Below are 14,262 nucleotides of genomic sequence, written 5' to 3' on the forward strand. Positions count from 1 at the left end.
CCGCTCCCTTCGTTAACCATCACTAACCCTTGGTTCGAAGGAAATCTAAGTGGACCTTCACGGTAAAGCCGGCGGACACTTCGGACATGACGATGTCTCACCTTCCCGAGCCACCCTTCGGCCGTGCCCTCTGCGCCATGATCACTCCATTCACCGCCGGCGGCGCACCGGACCTGGACGGAGCCCGCAAGCTCGCCGCGCACCTGGTGGCCGAGGGCTGCGACGGGCTGGTGCTGAACGGGACCACGGGCGAGTCACCGACCACCACGGACGCCGAGAAGACCGCGCTCGTCGCCGCCGTGCGCGAAGAGGTGGGGGCATCGGCGAGCATCGTGGCGGGCGTCGGCAGTGCGAGCACCCGGCACACCGCCGAGCTTGCCCGGTCCGCCGAAGGCGCGGGCGCGGACGGGCTGCTGGTCGTCACCCCGTACTACAGCCGTCCGCCGCAGGCCGCGGTGGAAGCGCACTTCCGGGAGGTCGCGGACGCGGTCGGAATCCCGCTGATGCTGTACGACATCCCGGGCCGCACCGGCACCCGGATCACCCCCGAGACGATGGGGCGGCTCGCGGACCATCCACGGATCGTGGCCGTGAAGGACTGTGCCTATGACCTGCTCGGCAGCGGCAAGGTGCTGGCCGGCACCTCACTCGCCTACTACGCGGGCTGCGAGGAGCTGAACCTGCCGCTCTACGCGATCGGCGGCGCGGGCTTCGTCAGCACGGTCGCGAACATCGCTCCGGGCCCGCTGCGGGCAGTGCTCGACGCCCATGACGCGGGCCGTCCGGACGAGGCCGCCCGGCTCCACCGGCTCACCCTGCCGCTCACCGAGCTGATGATGGCCTCGGGACTGCCGGGCACAGTGACGGCGAAGGCTCTGATGGCCGAGCTGGGTCTGCCCGCGGGGGCGGTGCGGGCACCACTGCAGCCCGCCGACCGGGAAACGGTCGACGGGCTGCTGGCGGCCTATCAGGAGCTCCGGTCGGCCTGGTAGCCCGGACGCCCCGGTCACACGTCAGTTGTGGCTGTGCAGCACCTCGTTGAGGCCGCCCCACACCGCGTTGTTCGGGCGGGCCTCGACGGTGCCGGTCACCGAGTTGCGGCGGAAGAGGATGTTCGAGGCGCCGGAGAGCTCGCGGGCCTTGACGACCTGGCCGTCCGGCATGGTGATACGCGTACCGGCGGTGACGTACAGACCGGCCTCGACGACGCACTCGTCGCCGAGCGCGATCCCGACGCCCGCCTCGGCGCCGACCAGGCAGCGCTCGCCGATGGCGATGATGACATTGCCGCCGCCCGAGAGGGTGCCCATGGTGGAGGCGCCACCGCCGATGTCGGAGCCGTTGCCCACCACGACGCCCGCGGAGATCCGGCCCTCGACCATGGAGGTTCCGAGCGTGCCGGCGTTGAAGTTGACGAAGCCCTCGTGCATCACGGTGGTGCCCTCGGCGAGGTGCGCGCCGAGCCGGACGCGGTCGGCGTCGGCGATCCGCACACCCTTGGGCGCGACGTAGTCCGTCATCCGCGGGAACTTGTCGATCGAGGTCACCTGGAGGTGCAGGCCCTCCGCGCGCGCGTTGAGCCGCACCTTCTCGATGTCGTCGACCGCGACCGGCCCGAGCGAGGTCCAGGCGACGTTGGAGAGCAGCCCGAAGACGCCCTCCAGGTTCTGGCCGTGCGGCTTCACCAGGCGGTGGGAGAGCAGGTGCAGACGCAGATAGGCGTCGTGCGCGTCCAGCGGCTTGTCGTCCAGCGAGGCGATGACCGTGCGGACGGCGACGATCTCGACCCCGCGGCGGGCGTCCACGCCGACGGCCTTCGCGGCGCCTGTGCCGAGCAGCGTGACCGCCTGGTCGGCGGAGAGCCGTTCGGTGCCTGCCGGCCCGGGCTCGGCGGAGAGCTCGGGGGCGGGGAACCAGGTGTCGAGCACGGTGCCGTCGCCGGCGATGGTGGCGAGGCCGGCGGCGACGGCGCCGGTGGTGCGGGGGGCGGTGGTGCTGTCGGGCGAGTCAGTCATACGGAGAACCTAACCGGCCGGACCGGGCGGGTGCGAACCGGTCTCAGGTGCCGGTCCGCACCCGCGGGTCCATCGAGTGCCCTGCCGGGGCCGCCCCCGTGACGGTCCCGGTAGGCGTGGGCCGGGCCGCCCCGTGACGGTCCGGTCCAGCCGCGTCAGAGCCGGCGCCCTGGCTTGTCCACGATTCGCCCGCTGCACCGCGGCGCTGACGCCCACCGGGGTGTCCTTCGTGGTGACCTTGCCGTTGAGCTTTTCACCGGCGAGGTACATGGTCCGGCTGCCCCGGTACTCGTAGGTGTCGGGCGAGGAGCAGTTCCTCCTGGAGGTCAGGTCCTTGGTCAGGCCCCTGCTGGTGAAGTGGACGGCCAGGGACGGCCGGCCCAGCGCGTCGCTTGCTACCCACAGGTCCCGAACGGGTTCACGGAAGTCCCGCACGTCAGTCGCGGACCAGTACGCGGGCCAGCATCTCCCGCGCGAACGCCTCGTCGTAGCGGGTGTCGGTGAGCAGCACCTGTACGCAGATTCCGTCCATCAGCGCCATCACCGCCCGCGCCGTCATCGCGTCCGTCCTGCGGGAGAGTGCACCGATGACGCCATCGGTCCATTCGGCGGCGACCGGGCGCAGGGCGGGGCGGCGCAGCGCCGCCAGATAGAGCTCGTATTCGAGCTCCACGCCGGTCCGTTCACCGCCGAGCCACTCTCCCATCAGCCTGGCGAGTCCCACGGCGAGGTCCGCGTCCGGGTCGGCGAGGACATCACTGGTGCGCAGCAGTTCCGCGAAGCCCTCGTTCGTCTGCCGCAGGGCGGCGATGAGCAGTTCGTCCAGGGAGGCGAAGTGGTACGTGGTCGAGCCGAGGGGCACGTCGGCCTCGGCGGCGACCGTGCGATGGCTGAGCCCCGCGATGCCGTCGCGTCCGACCACCCGGATCGCGGCGTCGATGATCCGCTGGCGCCGTTCGGGGTCGTACCGCCGGCTGCGGGGCATCAGTGGACACCGCCCAGGTTGAGCACGATGACCCCGATGACGACGAGGGCGATACCGGCGAGCCTCATGGCATTCGCCGGCTCGCCCAGGAACACCATCCCGATCGCCGCCACCGCAGCGGTACCGACACCGGCCCAGATCGCATAGGCCGTGCCGACCGAGAGGGTCTTCAGTGTCTGTGCCAGCAGCGCGAAGGCGGTCACATAGCCCACCACGGTGATCAGCGACGGCCACAGCCTGGTGAAGCCCTCGCTGTACTTCATCGCCGTGGTGCCTGCCACCTCTGCCGCGATCGCCGCGGCCAGCAGTGCGTATCCCATGTGTACGAGTGTACCTATCGATGGGTACGATCGTACGCACAGCACACCAGCGCATACCGCTACCGTGTTCGAGTCACAGTGGGGATGAGTACGGGACGGGGCGGGGTACGGCGATGTCGCAGAACACGGGGTGGGGACCTTACGGCGGGACTCATGGAGCGCCGGGCGCGCCAGGATGGGGCGCCTGGGCACCGCCGCCGCCGAAGCCGGGCGTGATACCCCTGCGGCCACTCACTGTGGGCGACCTTTTCAACGGCGCCTTCAGCACGGTCGGCCGTCACTGGAAGCAGCTGTTCGGCATGGCCCTCGCGGTGTACGGGGCCGCCACCCTGCTCGTGGTCGCGGCCATCGCCATCGCCTACTCGGCCGTCGAGAGAGAGCTCCGTGTCCTGCTGGACACGTCCCACGACTCGCCCCCGAGCTGGGACGAGGGTGCCCCGCTGCTCACCGCCTTCGTCTGCGTCTGGCTCATCGCCGTGCTGGCGATGCTGCTCTCGACGGTGGTGGTGCAGACGAGTATCGCGGTCGTCGTCCAGGACGCCGTCCTCGGACGTCCTACGACCATCGGTGCGGTCTGGCGGCGCACAGCGCCCAGGGTCCCCGCCGTGCTGGGTACGCTCCTCATCAGCAGCCTCATCGTGGTGGTCCCTGTGGCGCTCGCCCTCCTGGGCTTCGTCAGCGCGATCGTCATCCTCGCCACCCAGGACGACGCCCCCGCGGCAGGCGGCCTGGCCCTGCTGGGCTTCCTGGGAACCATGGTGACCGCACCCCTGGCCGTCTGGCTCTGGGTCAGATTCAGTCTGGCTCCGGCGGCCGTCGTCTTCGAGGGCCAGGGACCGGTCAAGGCGCTGCGCCGCTCATCCGTCCTGGTACGCGACGAGTGGTGGCGCGTGTTCGGTATCTCGCTGCTGGCCTGTATGGGCGCGGCGACCGTGGGCTCGATGGTGCAGTACTTCGCACAGTTCCTGGGCATGTTCCCGACGATGATGATGAGCCCCAGCAGTTACGGCCCTGAGCCCGACGTCGCCGAGATCTTCACGGGGCTCGGCGTCGCCATGGTCGTCTCCATGGTCGGCGGGCTGATCTCCCAGATCATCACCACGACCTTCCCCAGCCTGGTGACGTGCCTGCTCTACGTGGACGAGCGCCTCCGCAAGGAAGACCTGGGGCCGGTCCTGGCCGAGGCGGCGGGGATGCAGCAGCAGCCCGCCCCGCCGAAGCCCCAGGCACCGTACGGCCCCGCTGCCCCGGAGAACCCGCCCGTCAGTCCGTGAGCGTCCGCTTCGGCCGCAGCACGCAGAATTCGTTGCCCTCGGGATCTGCCAGCACTACCCAGCTCGCCTCCGCGCTCTGTCCCACATCGACCCGCCGCGCCCCGAGTGCGAGGATCCGCTCGACCTCGGCGTCCTGGTCGTCGGGCGCGAGATCGATGTGGAGCCGGTTCTTGAGGGTCTTGCGCTCCGGCACCGGTACGAAGCACATGCCCGGCATCGCGTGCTGGTCGGCACCGATGACGACTTCGTCCTCGGCCTCGTAGAGCACCTTCCAGTCGAGCACCTGACTCCAGAAACGGGAGAGTCCGGGCAGGTCGCGGGCGTCGAGGACGAGGTGGTACAGACGAACGGCCATGCCCGCCAGTGTGCCTGGCGGGCATGGCCGTTGCCCGTATACGGGCGGTCCGGGATGTCGCGGAGGACCACCCCGGTGCGTCAGACGCGGGTCAGACGTTGAAGCCCAGAGCGCGAAGCTGCTCGCGACCGTCGTCCGTGATCTTGTCCGGGCCCCACGGCGGCATCCAGACCCAGTTGATCTTCAGCTCGTTGACGATGCCGTCGGTCGCCGCCTTCGCCTGGTCCTCGATGACATCGGTCAGCGGGCAGGCCGCCGACGTCAGCGTCATGTCCAGGGTGGCGATGTTGGAGTCGTCGATGTGGATGCCGTAGATCAGCCCGAGGTTGACCACGTCGATGCCCAGCTCGGGGTCGACGACGTCGTAGAGGGCCTCGCGGACCTCTTCCTCGGACGCCTTCGAACCCGCAGGGCCCGGAGCCGGGGACGAGAAGGTCTCCTCGGTCGGCCACTCCTGCTCGGTGGTGCTCTCCGGGGTCGTCGTGGTGTCGGCGTTCTCAGTCATGCGGTCTTCCCTTCGGACGGCTCCGGTAGCTCGGACAGCGCCTGGGCCGTCGCGTCCTTCCACGCCATCCAGCTCAGCAGCGCGCACTTCACCCGCGCCGGATACTTCGAGACGCCGGCGAACGCCACCGCGTCCTCCAGCACCTCCTCCATCGCGTCGTCCGGCTCGATCTGACCCTTGGACTGCATCAGCTCCAGGAAGGTGCCCTGGATCTTCTGCGCCTCGGCCAGTTCCTTGCCGACGAGCAGCTCGTTCAGCACGGAGGCCGAGGCCTGGCTGATGGAGCAGCCCTGACCTTCGTAGGAGATGTCCTCGACGCGCGATCCGTCGTACTTCACGCGAAGGGTGATCTCGTCGCCGCAGGTCGGGTTGACGTGGTGCACCTCGGCGTCGCCGTCCCGCAAGCCCCGCCCGTGCGGGTGCTTGTAGTGGTCCAGGATGACGTCCTGGTACATCGAATCAAGCTTCACGCGTCAGTCCCTCATCCGAAGAAGTCACGGACGTGCTCCAAGCCGTTGACCAAGGCGTCCACCTCGGCCGGCGTGGAGTACAGATAGAACGACGCCCGCGTGGTCGCAGGAATTCCGTACCGCAGGCAGACGGGCCGTGCGCAGTGGTGGCCGACCCGGACCGCGATGCCCTGCTCGTCCAGCACCTGGCCCACGTCGTGCGGGTGGATGTCCCCGAGCACGAAGGAGATCGCCGCACCGCGGTCCTCGGCCGTCACCGGGCCGATGATCCGCAGGTCGGGGACTTCCTGAAGGCGCTGGACCGCGTACTCGGTGATCGCGTGCTCGTGCTGGGCGATCTTGTCCATGCCGATCGAGGTGAGGTAGTCCACGGCCGCGCCGAGACCGACGGCCTGGGCGATCGGGGGCGTGCCCGCCTCGAACTTGTGCGGCGCCGGGGCATACGTGGACGAGTGCATCGAGACGGTCTCGATCATCTCGCCGCCACCCAGGAACGGCGGGAGGTCCTCCAGGAGCTCCTGGCGTCCCCAGAGCACACCGATGCCGGTCGGGCCGCACATCTTGTGACCGGTGAAGGCCACGAAGTCGGCACCCAGGGCCTGGACGTCCAGCGGCATGTGCGGGGCCGCCTGCGAGGCGTCGATGAGGACGAGTGCCCCGACCTCCTGCGCGCGGCGGACGATCTGCTCGACCGGGTTGAGCGTGCCCAGGATGTTCGACACCAGCACGAAGGAGACGATCTTCGTCTTCTCGGTGATGATCTCGTCGATGTTGGACAGGTCGAGCCTGCCGTCGTCGGTGAGACCGAACCACCTCAGCTTCGCCCCGGTGCGCTGCGCCAGCAGCTGCCACGGAACGATGTTGGAGTGGTGCTCCATCTCCGTGATGACGATTTCGGTGTCCTGGTCCACGCGGTAGGGCTCATCGGCCCAGCCCAGCATGTTCGCCACGAGGTTCAGCGACTCCGAGGCGTTCTTGGTGAAGATCACCTCGTTGCGGCTGGGCGCGTTGATGAAGGCGGCGACCTTGTCGCGAGCGCCCTCGTACAGCGCGGTGGCCTCCTCCGCGAGCACGTGCACGCCGCGGTGGACGTTGGCGTTGTGCTGCTCGTAGTACTCACTGAGCACGTCGAGCACCTGGCGCGGGGTCTGCGAGGTCGCCGCGTTGTCCAGGTAGACGAGCTTCTTGCCGTCGTGCAGGACGCGGTCCAGGATCGGGAAGTCCTTGCGGAGCGCCTCGGTGTCGAGAAGGCCGGGGAGCCCCTGGCGGGGATGGGTCACGCGGATACGCCACCCTTCACATATGCCTCGTAGCCCTCGGCCTCCAGCTTGTCCGCGAGCTCCGGGCCGCCGGACTCGGCGATCCGCCCGTTCGCGAACACGTGGACGTAGTCGGGCTTGATGTAGCGGAGGATCCGGGTGTAGTGCGTGATCAGCAGGGTGCCGACCTCGCCGGTCTCGCGGACCCGGTTGACGCCCTCGGAGACCACGCGCAGGGCGTCGACGTCCAGACCGGAGTCGGTCTCGTCGAGGATCGCGATCTTCGGCTTGATCAGCTCGAGCTGGAGGATCTCGTGGCGCTTCTTCTCACCGCCGGAGAAGCCCTCGTTGACATTGCGCTCGGCGAAGGCCGGGTCCATCTGGAGACGCTCCATGGCCTCCTTGACCTCCTTCACCCAGGTGCGCAGCTTGGGGGCCTCGCCGCGGATGGCGGTGGCTGAGGTGCGCAGGAAGTTGGAGACGGAGACGCCCGGGACCTCGACCGGGTACTGCATGGCGAGGAAGACACCGGCACGGGCGCGCTCGTCGACGGACATCTCCAGGACGTCCTCGCCGTCCAGCGTCACGGTGCCACCGGTGATCGTGTACTTGGGGTGGCCCGCGAGGGAGTAGGCGAGGGTCGACTTGCCGGAGCCGTTGGGGCCCATGATGGCGTGGGTCTCACCCTGCTTCACGGTCAGGTCGACGCCCTTGAGGATCTCCCGGGGGCCGTTCTCGGCGTCGACGGAGACGTGCAGGTCGCGGATTTCAAGCGTTGCCATGGGTGACTCAGGACTCCTGGGTGACGGAGACGAGCACATCGTCCCCTTCGATCTTTACGGGGTATACGGGGACGGGTGCCGTCGCGGGAAGGCTGTCGGGCTTGCCGGTGCGGAGGTCGAAGCTGGAGCCGTGCAGCCAGCATTCGATGTGGCAGTCCTCCACCTCGCCCTCGGAGAGTGAGACGTTCGCGTGCGAGCAGATGTCGTTGATCGCGAACACCTCGCCCTCGGTGCGCACCACTGAGACCGGCGTGCCGTCGAGTTCCACCCTCTTCGGGGTGTCCTCCTCCAGCTCGCTCAGCCCGCAGGCTCGGACGAAGGCCATCAGACGGATGCCTCCAGCTCGGCCTCGATCTTGGCGATGAGGCGCTCTTCGACGTCCGGCAGACCGATCTGCTGGACCAGCTCGGCGAAGAAGCCGCGGACGACCAGGCGGCGGGCCTCGGTCTCCGGGATACCGCGAGCCATCAGGTAGAAGAGCTGCTCGTCGTCGAAGCGGCCGGTGGCGGAGGCGTGTCCGGCGCCGACGATCTCGCCGGTTTCGATCTCGAGGTTCGGCACCGAGTCGACCCGCGCGCCATCCGTCAGGACGAGGTTGCGGTTCATCTCGTAGGTGTCGGTGCCCTCGGCCCTGGCCTCGATCAGCACATCGCCGATCCAGACGGCATGGGCGTCGTCGCCCTGGAGCGCGCCCTTGTAGACGACGTTCGACTTGCAGTGCGGGGTGTTGTGGTCCACCAGGAGGCGGTGCTCCTGGTGCTGGCCGGCGTCGGTGAAGTACAGGCCGAACAGCTCGGCCTCGCCGCCCGTGCCCGCGTACGACACCCGCGGGTGGAGCCGTACCACGTCGCCGCCGAAGGTGACGACGACGGACTTGAAGGAGGCGTCCCGGCCGACCAGCGCGTTGTGCTGGCCGAGGTGGACGGCCTTGTCGTCCCAGTCCTGGACGGAGACGACGGTCAGCTTGGCACCGTCTCCGAGCACGAAGTCGACGTTGGCGGCGACGGCCGCGTCACCGGTGTGGTCGATGACGACGACGGCCTCGGCGAAGGCGCCCAGCTCGATGTGCTGGTGACCGTAGGCGACCCCGCCCTCACCGCGCACCGAGATCCGGATCGGCTCGCTGAGCACGGTCTCCTTCGCCACCGTGACGACGGAGGCCTTCTCGAAGGAGGAGTACGCCTGGGCGGCGACCCGGTCCACGGGCTTGCCGGCCTGGCCGAGCCGCGCGTCGTCGCGGCCGACGGCCTCCACCGTGACGCCTTCGGGGGCGCTGATCTCGACCGTCACCCCGCCGTCCGTGGCGACCGCGGTGCCGTCGTGCAGCCCGGCGAGGCGGTCCAGCGGGGTGAACCGCCATTCCTCCTCGCGTCCGTGCGGGACGGGGAAGTCCGCCACGTCATAGGACGGGGGCGCGCTCATGCGCGTGGCGACGGTGGACTCCGCGGCCACCGCGATCGAGCCGGCGGTGGTGGAGCCCGCCGGGATGTTGTGAGCCTCAGCCATGGCTGTCGTGGTGCTCGCTTTCTCGGATAAGTCGGTGCTGACGGTCGGATGCGGCGGTGGCGTGGCGCTAGCCGACCGCTCCTTCCATCTGGAGCTCGATCAGCCGGTTGAGCTCGAGGGCGTACTCCATGGGCAGTTCCTTGGCGATCGGCTCGACGAAGCCGCGCACGATCATCGCCATCGCCTCGTCCTCGGACAGACCACGGCTCATCAGGTAGAAGAGCTGGTCCTCGGAGACCTTGGAGACGGTGGCCTCGTGGCCCATGGACACATCGTCCTCACGGACGTCCACGTACGGGTAGGTGTCGGAGCGCGAGATGGTGTCGACCAGCAGCGCGTCACAGAGCACGTTGGACTTCGCGCCCGGGGCGCCCTCGCCGATCTCGATCAGACCGCGGTACGAGGTGCGGCCGCCGCCTCGCGCCACCGACTTGGAGACGATGTTCGAGGAGGTGTTCGGCGCCATGTGGACCATCTTGGCGCCGGCGTCCTGGTGCTGGCCCTCGCCCGCGAAGGCGATGGAGAGGGTCTCGCCCCTGGCGTGCTCGCCCATCAGGTAGACGGCCGGGTACTTCATCGTCACCTTGGAGCCGATGTTGCCGTCGACCCACTCCATGGTCGCGCCCTCGTAGGCCACGGCGCGCTTGGTGACCAGGTTGTAGACGTTGTTCGACCAGTTCTGGATGGTCGTGTACCGGCAGCGGGCGCCCTTCTTGACGATGATCTCGACCACGGCGCTGTGCAGCGAGTCCGAGCTGTAGATCGGGGCGGTGCAGCCTTCGACGTAGTGGACGTAGGCGTCCTCGTCGACGATGATCAGCGTCCGCTCGAACTGGCCCATGTTCTCGGTGTTGATCCGGAAGTAGGCCTGCAGCGGGATCTCGACGTGCACGCCCTTCGGGACGTAGATGAACGAGCCGCCGGACCACACCGCGGAGTTCAGCGAGGCGAACTTGTTGTCACCGACGGGGATGACCGTGCCGAAGTACTCCTTGAAGAGCTCCGGGTGCTCCTTCAGCGCGGTGTCGGTGTCCAGGAAGATGACGCCCTGCTCCTCCAGGTCCTCGCGGATCTGGTGGTAGACGACCTCGGACTCGTACTGCGCGGCGACACCGGCGACCAGGCGCTGCTTCTCGGCCTCGGGGATGCCGAGCTTGTCGTACGTGTTCTTGATGTCCTCGGGCAGGTCCTCCCAGCTCGCGGCCTGCTTCTCGGTGGACCGTACGAAGTACTTGATGTTGTCGAAGTCGATGCCGGAGAGGTCGGAGCCCCAGTTCGGCATGGGCTTCTTGTCGAACAGACGCAGACCCTTCAGACGCAGCTTCAGCATCCACTCGGGCTCGGACTTCTTCGCGGAGATGTCGCGGACGACGGCCTCCGAGAGGCCGCGCTTGGCGGCGGCGCCGGCGGCGTCGGAGTCGGCCCAGCCGTATTCGTACTTGCCCAGGCCCTCGAGCTCAGGGTGGGCAGTCTCCGTGGGGAGAGTCATGCGGGGTTCCTCCCGGCCTTGCTTGCAGATGCTGATGTGTCTTCTGTGGTGCTGCTTCTGGTTCTGCCGCTGTCGCTCGTGCCACGGCCCGCCTTCGGGATGAAGGTGGTGCACACTCCGTCGCCGTGGGCGATGGTGGCCAGCCGCTGCACATGGGTCCCGAGCAGGCGCGAGAAGAACTCCGTCTCCGCCTCGCACAGCTGGGGGTACCGCTCGGCGGCGTGGGCGACGGGGCAGTGGTGCTGGCATAGCTGCTCGCCGACCGGGGCGTCACGGGCCGTAGCAGCGTACCCGTCGGCGCTCAGAGCCTTGGCCAGAGCCTCGGTACGGCGGTCCGGCTCGGCGGCATCGAGCGCCCTGCGGTACGCATCGGCCTGGGCTTCGATCCGGGCCCGGGCGAAGTCGGCGACAGCCGCTTCACCAGCGGCTCCGCCGCCGGCCGCGCGTTCGATCCAGTGCAGGGCGTCAACGGCCAGCTTGTCGTACGACTGCTCGAAGGCGTCACGTCCGCAGTCCGTGAGCGCGAACACCTTGGCGGGCCGGCCGCGCGTGCGCGTGCCGTACACGCGCTGCTCATGCGGAGCGACGACGTCGTCGCTCACCAGCGCGTCGAGATGGCGGCGGACGGCGGCCTGGGTCAGGCCGAGGCGTTTCGCGAGGTCGGCGACGGTGGAGGGGCCGTGGTCCAGGATGGACCGCGCGACCCGGTTGCGCGTCGAGCGCTCCCCGGTAGCGAGCTCCTCCTGGGGGGCCGCGGGCCCCGCCTCACCGTTTTTCACAACGCCATTGTTGCGTAATTCCCAGGACAGTGACAAGCCGCGTCCAGGCCGTGGACGGTGCCGTGCATCACTTAGGGAAACCTAACCTGACCTGCGGAAACGATCACTCCGCTACGCCGCCTCGGGGCGCGCCGGGTGATCGCCGGGGGTGTCGGCGTGCTCTAGAGCAGCCCTTCGGGGACCTGCCCCTCCGGGGTGAGCTTGTCGACGACCTGCGGCAACGCGGCGGCGAGCCGGTCGGCGGCCTGTTCGGGGGAGACACCGCCCCGTTGCGCCACACGGTCGAGCACCTGGTACGGAAGGGCCTGCGCGAGCTCCGGGCCGCTGACGGGCTCGTTGTCACCGAGGCCGATCCAGGAGCGGACCTTGGCGGCGAGACCGCCCTCGTCGAGCTCGTTCACCAGGCCCTGGAGCGGGTTGCCGCCGCCCTGGCCGCTGTCACCGACCTCGCTGAACAGCGAGGCGAGCAGCCTGCCCACCCCGCTCCCCTCCTGTCCGTCGCCCAGCAGCCCGCCGAGCAGACGTTCCAGATCGTTCTCCGCCATCACCGTCGCCTTTCCGGAGGGGCCCGCCCAGGACACCCCCAAGGCCTACCCTCCGGCGCCCGGGGGCGGACCCCCTGCCCGATGGTTCACCCGCTTGGTGTCCGGCGCGCCGTCACGGGGTGCGGGTCGCGCCGCCCCCGCGCGACAGGACCGCACGCCGGAACGCCGTGGCGTCGAGGACCGCCGCGCCACCCGCGTCGTTGTTGAAGTACGCGAAGACATCGGCCGTCGCGGGCCACGTGTCGGCGATACGTCCGGCCCAGGACGCCAGCGCCCCGCGGCCGTACCGGGGCCAGGGCTCGGCCCGGCCCTCGTGGAAGCGCACATAGCCCCATCCCGTGGTCCGCCACAGCGGGGTCCGCGGCCGGGAGCCCCGGTCCGCCCAGCACAGGGCCGCTCCGCGGTCCTCCAGCACCCGTCTGACCTCCTCCGTCCACCAGGACGGGTGCCGGGGCTCGACCGCCACGCGCACCTCGGGCGGGAAGCCGGCGAGAGCGGCGTCCAGGAGTCCGGGGTCGGCCTTGAGCGTCGGCGGCAGCTGGAGCAGCACCGGTCCCAGCCGCTCCCCCAGCCCCTCGGCATGCTCAAGGAGCCGCCGCACCGGCTCCCCGGGGTCGCGCAGCCGTTTGATGTGGGTGAGATAGCGGCTCGCCTTCACCGCCATGAGGAAGTCGCCGGGGGTCCGGTCCCGCCAGTCGGCGAACGTCGAGCGCTCGGGCAGCCGGTAGAAGGCGTTGTTGTTCTCCAGGGTCGCGAAGCACCGCCCGTACTCCTCCAGCCACAGCCGCTGGGGCAGCCCGTCGGGATAGAGCACCCCGCGCCAGTCCCTGTACTGCCACCCTGAGGTGCCGATGTGCACGGGCATAGAGAGAATCTTCCCCGGCGTGTCGCGCCTCACCCGCTTCCGGAGGACTCGGCCGCACCCACCGGAAGAACTGGTTCCGGTAATGGCGAGTTCCAGACCCGGGGGTCCGGGGACCGGCCGCGGCTCCTTAGACTTCCCCGCATGAACAACGAGTCCGTCGTCCAGGTGCGCAGCCTGGTCAAGCGGTACGGAGCCAAGACCGCGGTGGACGGGCTCGACCTCGACGTCCGCGCCGGTACGGTGACCGCCGTCCTCGGTCCCAACGGCGCGGGGAAGACCACCACGGTCGAGACCTGCGAGGGCTACCGCCGCCCCGACGCGGGCAGCGTCCGGGTGCTCGGGCTCGACCCGGTCGCCGACGCCGAGCGGCTGCGGCCCCGGATAGGCGTGATGCTCCAGTCCGGTGGCGTCTACTCAGGCGCCCGCGCCGACGAGATGCTCCGCCACATGGCCAGGCTGCACGCCCACCCGCTGGACGTGGACACCCTGATCGAGCGGCTCGGCCTCGGCTCCTGCGGCCGTACGACATACCGGCGGCTGTCCGGTGGACAACAGCAGCGGCTCGCGCTCGCCATGGCCGTCGTCGGCCGCCCCGAGCTGGTCTTCCTCGACGAGCCGACCGCGGGACTCGACCCGCAGGCCCGCCGGTCCACCTGGGAGCTGGTGCGCGAGCTGCGCACGGACGGAGTGACCGTGGTCCTCACCACCCACTTCATGGACGAGGCCGAGGAGCTCTCCGACGACATCGCGATCATCGACACGGGCCGCGTCGTCGCGCAGGGCAGCCCCGAGCAGCTCTGCCGCGGCGGTGCGGAGAACACCCTCCGCTTCACCGGGCGACCGGGACTCGACCTGGGCTCACTGCTGAAGGCACTGCCGGACGGCACCTCGGCCGCGGAGCCGGCCTCGGGGGTGTACCGGATCTCCGGCGACGTCGACCCGCAGCTGCTGGCCACGGTCACCTCCTGGTGCGCACAGCACGGGGTGATGCCGGAGGGGATCGCGGTGGAGCGGCACACCCTGGAAGACGTCTTCTTGGAGCTGACCGGGAAGGAGCTGCGGTCATGACCGCTGAGGTGAGTGAGGGCGTGACGGCGGGTGCGCCGTCGGCGC

The 14,262-nt window shown here is 69.5% G+C and carries 17 protein-coding genes; 3 read left to right on the forward strand and 14 right to left on the reverse strand.

Translation table 11 applies throughout. The features are described from left to right. Positions 1–86 precede the first annotated feature (86 nt). A complete protein-coding gene (gene dapA, locus ABZ532_RS00505; protein WP_361278014.1) occupies positions 87–992 on the forward strand; it encodes a 4-hydroxy-tetrahydrodipicolinate synthase in 906 nt (301 codons plus the stop codon). A gap of 21 nt (positions 993–1,013) precedes the next feature. Here the strand turns inward: dapA and dapD are convergent, their stop codons facing one another. From dapD to ABZ532_RS00520, 3 genes are all read right to left on the reverse strand, one after another. Further along, on the reverse strand, positions 1,014–2,015 hold the full coding sequence (gene dapD / locus ABZ532_RS00510) for a 2,3,4,5-tetrahydropyridine-2,6-dicarboxylate N-succinyltransferase (protein WP_361278016.1): 1,002 nt from the start codon (positions 2,013–2,015) through the stop codon (positions 1,014–1,016). Positions 2,016–2,451: 436 nt separating this feature from the next. After that, positions 2,452–3,000: a TetR family transcriptional regulator gene (locus tag ABZ532_RS00515; RefSeq protein ID WP_361278018.1), complete on the reverse strand. Its 549-nt coding sequence runs from the start codon at positions 2,998–3,000 to the stop codon at positions 2,452–2,454. After that, positions 3,000–3,320, reverse strand: a complete 321-nt coding sequence (locus tag ABZ532_RS00520; RefSeq protein ID WP_361278020.1) for a multidrug efflux SMR transporter — start codon at positions 3,318–3,320, stop codon at positions 3,000–3,002. Before ABZ532_RS00520 ends, ABZ532_RS00515 begins: the two co-directional genes overlap by 1 nt. 236 nt (positions 3,321–3,556) lie before the next feature. On the opposite strand from ABZ532_RS00520, the gene ABZ532_RS00525 reads away from it, so the two are divergent. Continuing rightward, positions 3,557–4,594 carry a hypothetical protein gene (locus ABZ532_RS00525; protein ID WP_361278022.1) on the forward strand — a complete coding sequence of 346 codons (1,038 nt, stop codon included), beginning with the start codon at positions 3,557–3,559 and terminating at the stop codon, positions 4,592–4,594. On the opposite strand, the gene ABZ532_RS00530 is transcribed toward ABZ532_RS00525, so the two are convergent. The 11 genes from ABZ532_RS00530 to ABZ532_RS00580 form a co-directional block, all read right to left on the reverse strand. Then, positions 4,584–4,949 carry a VOC family protein gene (locus ABZ532_RS00530; protein ID WP_361278024.1) on the reverse strand — a complete coding sequence of 122 codons (366 nt, stop codon included), beginning with the start codon at positions 4,947–4,949 and terminating at the stop codon, positions 4,584–4,586. The two genes, ABZ532_RS00525 and ABZ532_RS00530, sit on opposite strands and share 11 nt — an antisense overlap. Before the next feature lie 91 nt (positions 4,950–5,040). Then, positions 5,041–5,454 (reverse strand): metal-sulfur cluster assembly factor, encoded by a 414-nt coding sequence (locus ABZ532_RS00535; protein ID WP_361278026.1) that lies wholly within the window; start codon positions 5,452–5,454, stop codon positions 5,041–5,043. After that, complete coding sequence (gene sufU, locus ABZ532_RS00540; RefSeq protein ID WP_361278028.1) at positions 5,451–5,924, reverse strand: Fe-S cluster assembly sulfur transfer protein SufU; 474 nt, start codon at positions 5,922–5,924, stop codon at positions 5,451–5,453. Before sufU ends, ABZ532_RS00535 begins: the two co-directional genes overlap by 4 nt. An 11-nt stretch (positions 5,925–5,935) precedes the next feature. After that, a complete protein-coding gene (locus tag ABZ532_RS00545) occupies positions 5,936–7,204 on the reverse strand; it encodes a cysteine desulfurase (RefSeq protein ID WP_361278030.1) in 1,269 nt (422 codons plus the stop codon). Beyond that, on the reverse strand, positions 7,201–7,965 hold the full coding sequence (sufC, locus tag ABZ532_RS00550; RefSeq protein WP_361278032.1) for a Fe-S cluster assembly ATPase SufC: 765 nt from the start codon (positions 7,963–7,965) through the stop codon (positions 7,201–7,203). The genes ABZ532_RS00545 and sufC overlap by 4 nt, the downstream gene beginning before the upstream one ends. A gap of 7 nt (positions 7,966–7,972) precedes the next feature. After that, entirely contained in the window at positions 7,973–8,290 is a 318-nt protein-coding gene (locus ABZ532_RS00555; RefSeq protein WP_338675803.1) for a non-heme iron oxygenase ferredoxin subunit, read from the reverse strand. Further along, positions 8,290–9,471, reverse strand: coding sequence for a Fe-S cluster assembly protein SufD (gene sufD / locus ABZ532_RS00560; RefSeq protein ID WP_361278034.1), 1,182 nt, complete (start codon positions 9,469–9,471; stop codon positions 8,290–8,292). Before sufD ends, ABZ532_RS00555 begins: the two co-directional genes overlap by 1 nt. Positions 9,472–9,538: 67 nt before the next feature. Next, positions 9,539–10,960: a Fe-S cluster assembly protein SufB gene (sufB, locus tag ABZ532_RS00565; protein ID WP_361278036.1), complete on the reverse strand. Its 1,422-nt coding sequence runs from the start codon at positions 10,958–10,960 to the stop codon at positions 9,539–9,541. Next, on the reverse strand, positions 10,957–11,739 hold the full coding sequence (locus ABZ532_RS00570; RefSeq protein ID WP_361278038.1) for an ArsR family transcriptional regulator: 783 nt from the start codon (positions 11,737–11,739) through the stop codon (positions 10,957–10,959). Before ABZ532_RS00570 ends, sufB begins: the two co-directional genes overlap by 4 nt. Before the next feature lie 161 nt (positions 11,740–11,900). Then, on the reverse strand, positions 11,901–12,284 hold the full coding sequence (locus tag ABZ532_RS00575) for a YidB family protein (RefSeq protein WP_361278040.1): 384 nt from the start codon (positions 12,282–12,284) through the stop codon (positions 11,901–11,903). Between the two features lie 112 nt (positions 12,285–12,396). After that, positions 12,397–13,149 (reverse strand): DUF72 domain-containing protein, encoded by a 753-nt coding sequence (locus ABZ532_RS00580; protein ID WP_361278042.1) that lies wholly within the window; start codon positions 13,147–13,149, stop codon positions 12,397–12,399. A gap of 141 nt (positions 13,150–13,290) precedes the next feature. Between ABZ532_RS00580 and ABZ532_RS00585 the strand changes: the two genes are divergently transcribed. Continuing rightward, a complete protein-coding gene (locus tag ABZ532_RS00585) occupies positions 13,291–14,217 on the forward strand; it encodes an ABC transporter ATP-binding protein (protein ID WP_361278044.1) in 927 nt (308 codons plus the stop codon). Positions 14,218–14,262 lie beyond the last annotated feature (45 nt).

The sequence above is a fragment of the Streptomyces sp. NPDC019396 genome (assembly GCF_040632375.1).
Classification (GTDB): domain Bacteria; phylum Actinomycetota; class Actinomycetes; order Streptomycetales; family Streptomycetaceae; genus Streptomyces.

Excerpts from the sequence above, each read along its gene's own strand:
- dapD (WP_361278016.1), bottom strand. The coding sequence starts at position 2,015 with ATGACTGACTCGCCCGACAGCACCACCGCCCCCCGCACCACCGGCGCC.
- dapA (WP_361278014.1), top strand. The coding sequence starts at position 87 with ATGACGATGTCTCACCTTCCCGAGCCACCCTTCGGCCGTGCCCTCTGC.
- sufC (WP_361278032.1), bottom strand. The coding sequence starts at position 7,965 with ATGGCAACGCTTGAAATCCGCGACCTGCACGTCTCCGTCGACGCCGAG.
- ABZ532_RS00535 (WP_361278026.1), bottom strand. The coding sequence starts at position 5,454 with ATGACTGAGAACGCCGACACCACGACGACCCCGGAGAGCACCACCGAG.
- ABZ532_RS00515 (WP_361278018.1), bottom strand. The coding sequence starts at position 3,000 with ATGCCCCGCAGCCGGCGGTACGACCCCGAACGGCGCCAGCGGATCATC.
- ABZ532_RS00520 (WP_361278020.1), bottom strand. The coding sequence starts at position 3,320 with ATGGGATACGCACTGCTGGCCGCGGCGATCGCGGCAGAGGTGGCAGGC.
- sufD (WP_361278034.1), bottom strand. The coding sequence starts at position 9,471 with ATGGCTGAGGCTCACAACATCCCGGCGGGCTCCACCACCGCCGGCTCG.
- sufB (WP_361278036.1), bottom strand. The coding sequence starts at position 10,960 with ATGACTCTCCCCACGGAGACTGCCCACCCTGAGCTCGAGGGCCTGGGC.
- ABZ532_RS00575 (WP_361278040.1), bottom strand. The coding sequence starts at position 12,284 with ATGGCGGAGAACGATCTGGAACGTCTGCTCGGCGGGCTGCTGGGCGAC.
- ABZ532_RS00580 (WP_361278042.1), bottom strand. The coding sequence starts at position 13,149 with ATGCCCGTGCACATCGGCACCTCAGGGTGGCAGTACAGGGACTGGCGC.
- ABZ532_RS00530 (WP_361278024.1), bottom strand. The coding sequence starts at position 4,949 with ATGGCCGTTCGTCTGTACCACCTCGTCCTCGACGCCCGCGACCTGCCC.
- ABZ532_RS00585 (WP_361278044.1), top strand. The coding sequence starts at position 13,291 with ATGAACAACGAGTCCGTCGTCCAGGTGCGCAGCCTGGTCAAGCGGTAC.
- ABZ532_RS00555 (WP_338675803.1), bottom strand. The coding sequence starts at position 8,290 with ATGGCCTTCGTCCGAGCCTGCGGGCTGAGCGAGCTGGAGGAGGACACC.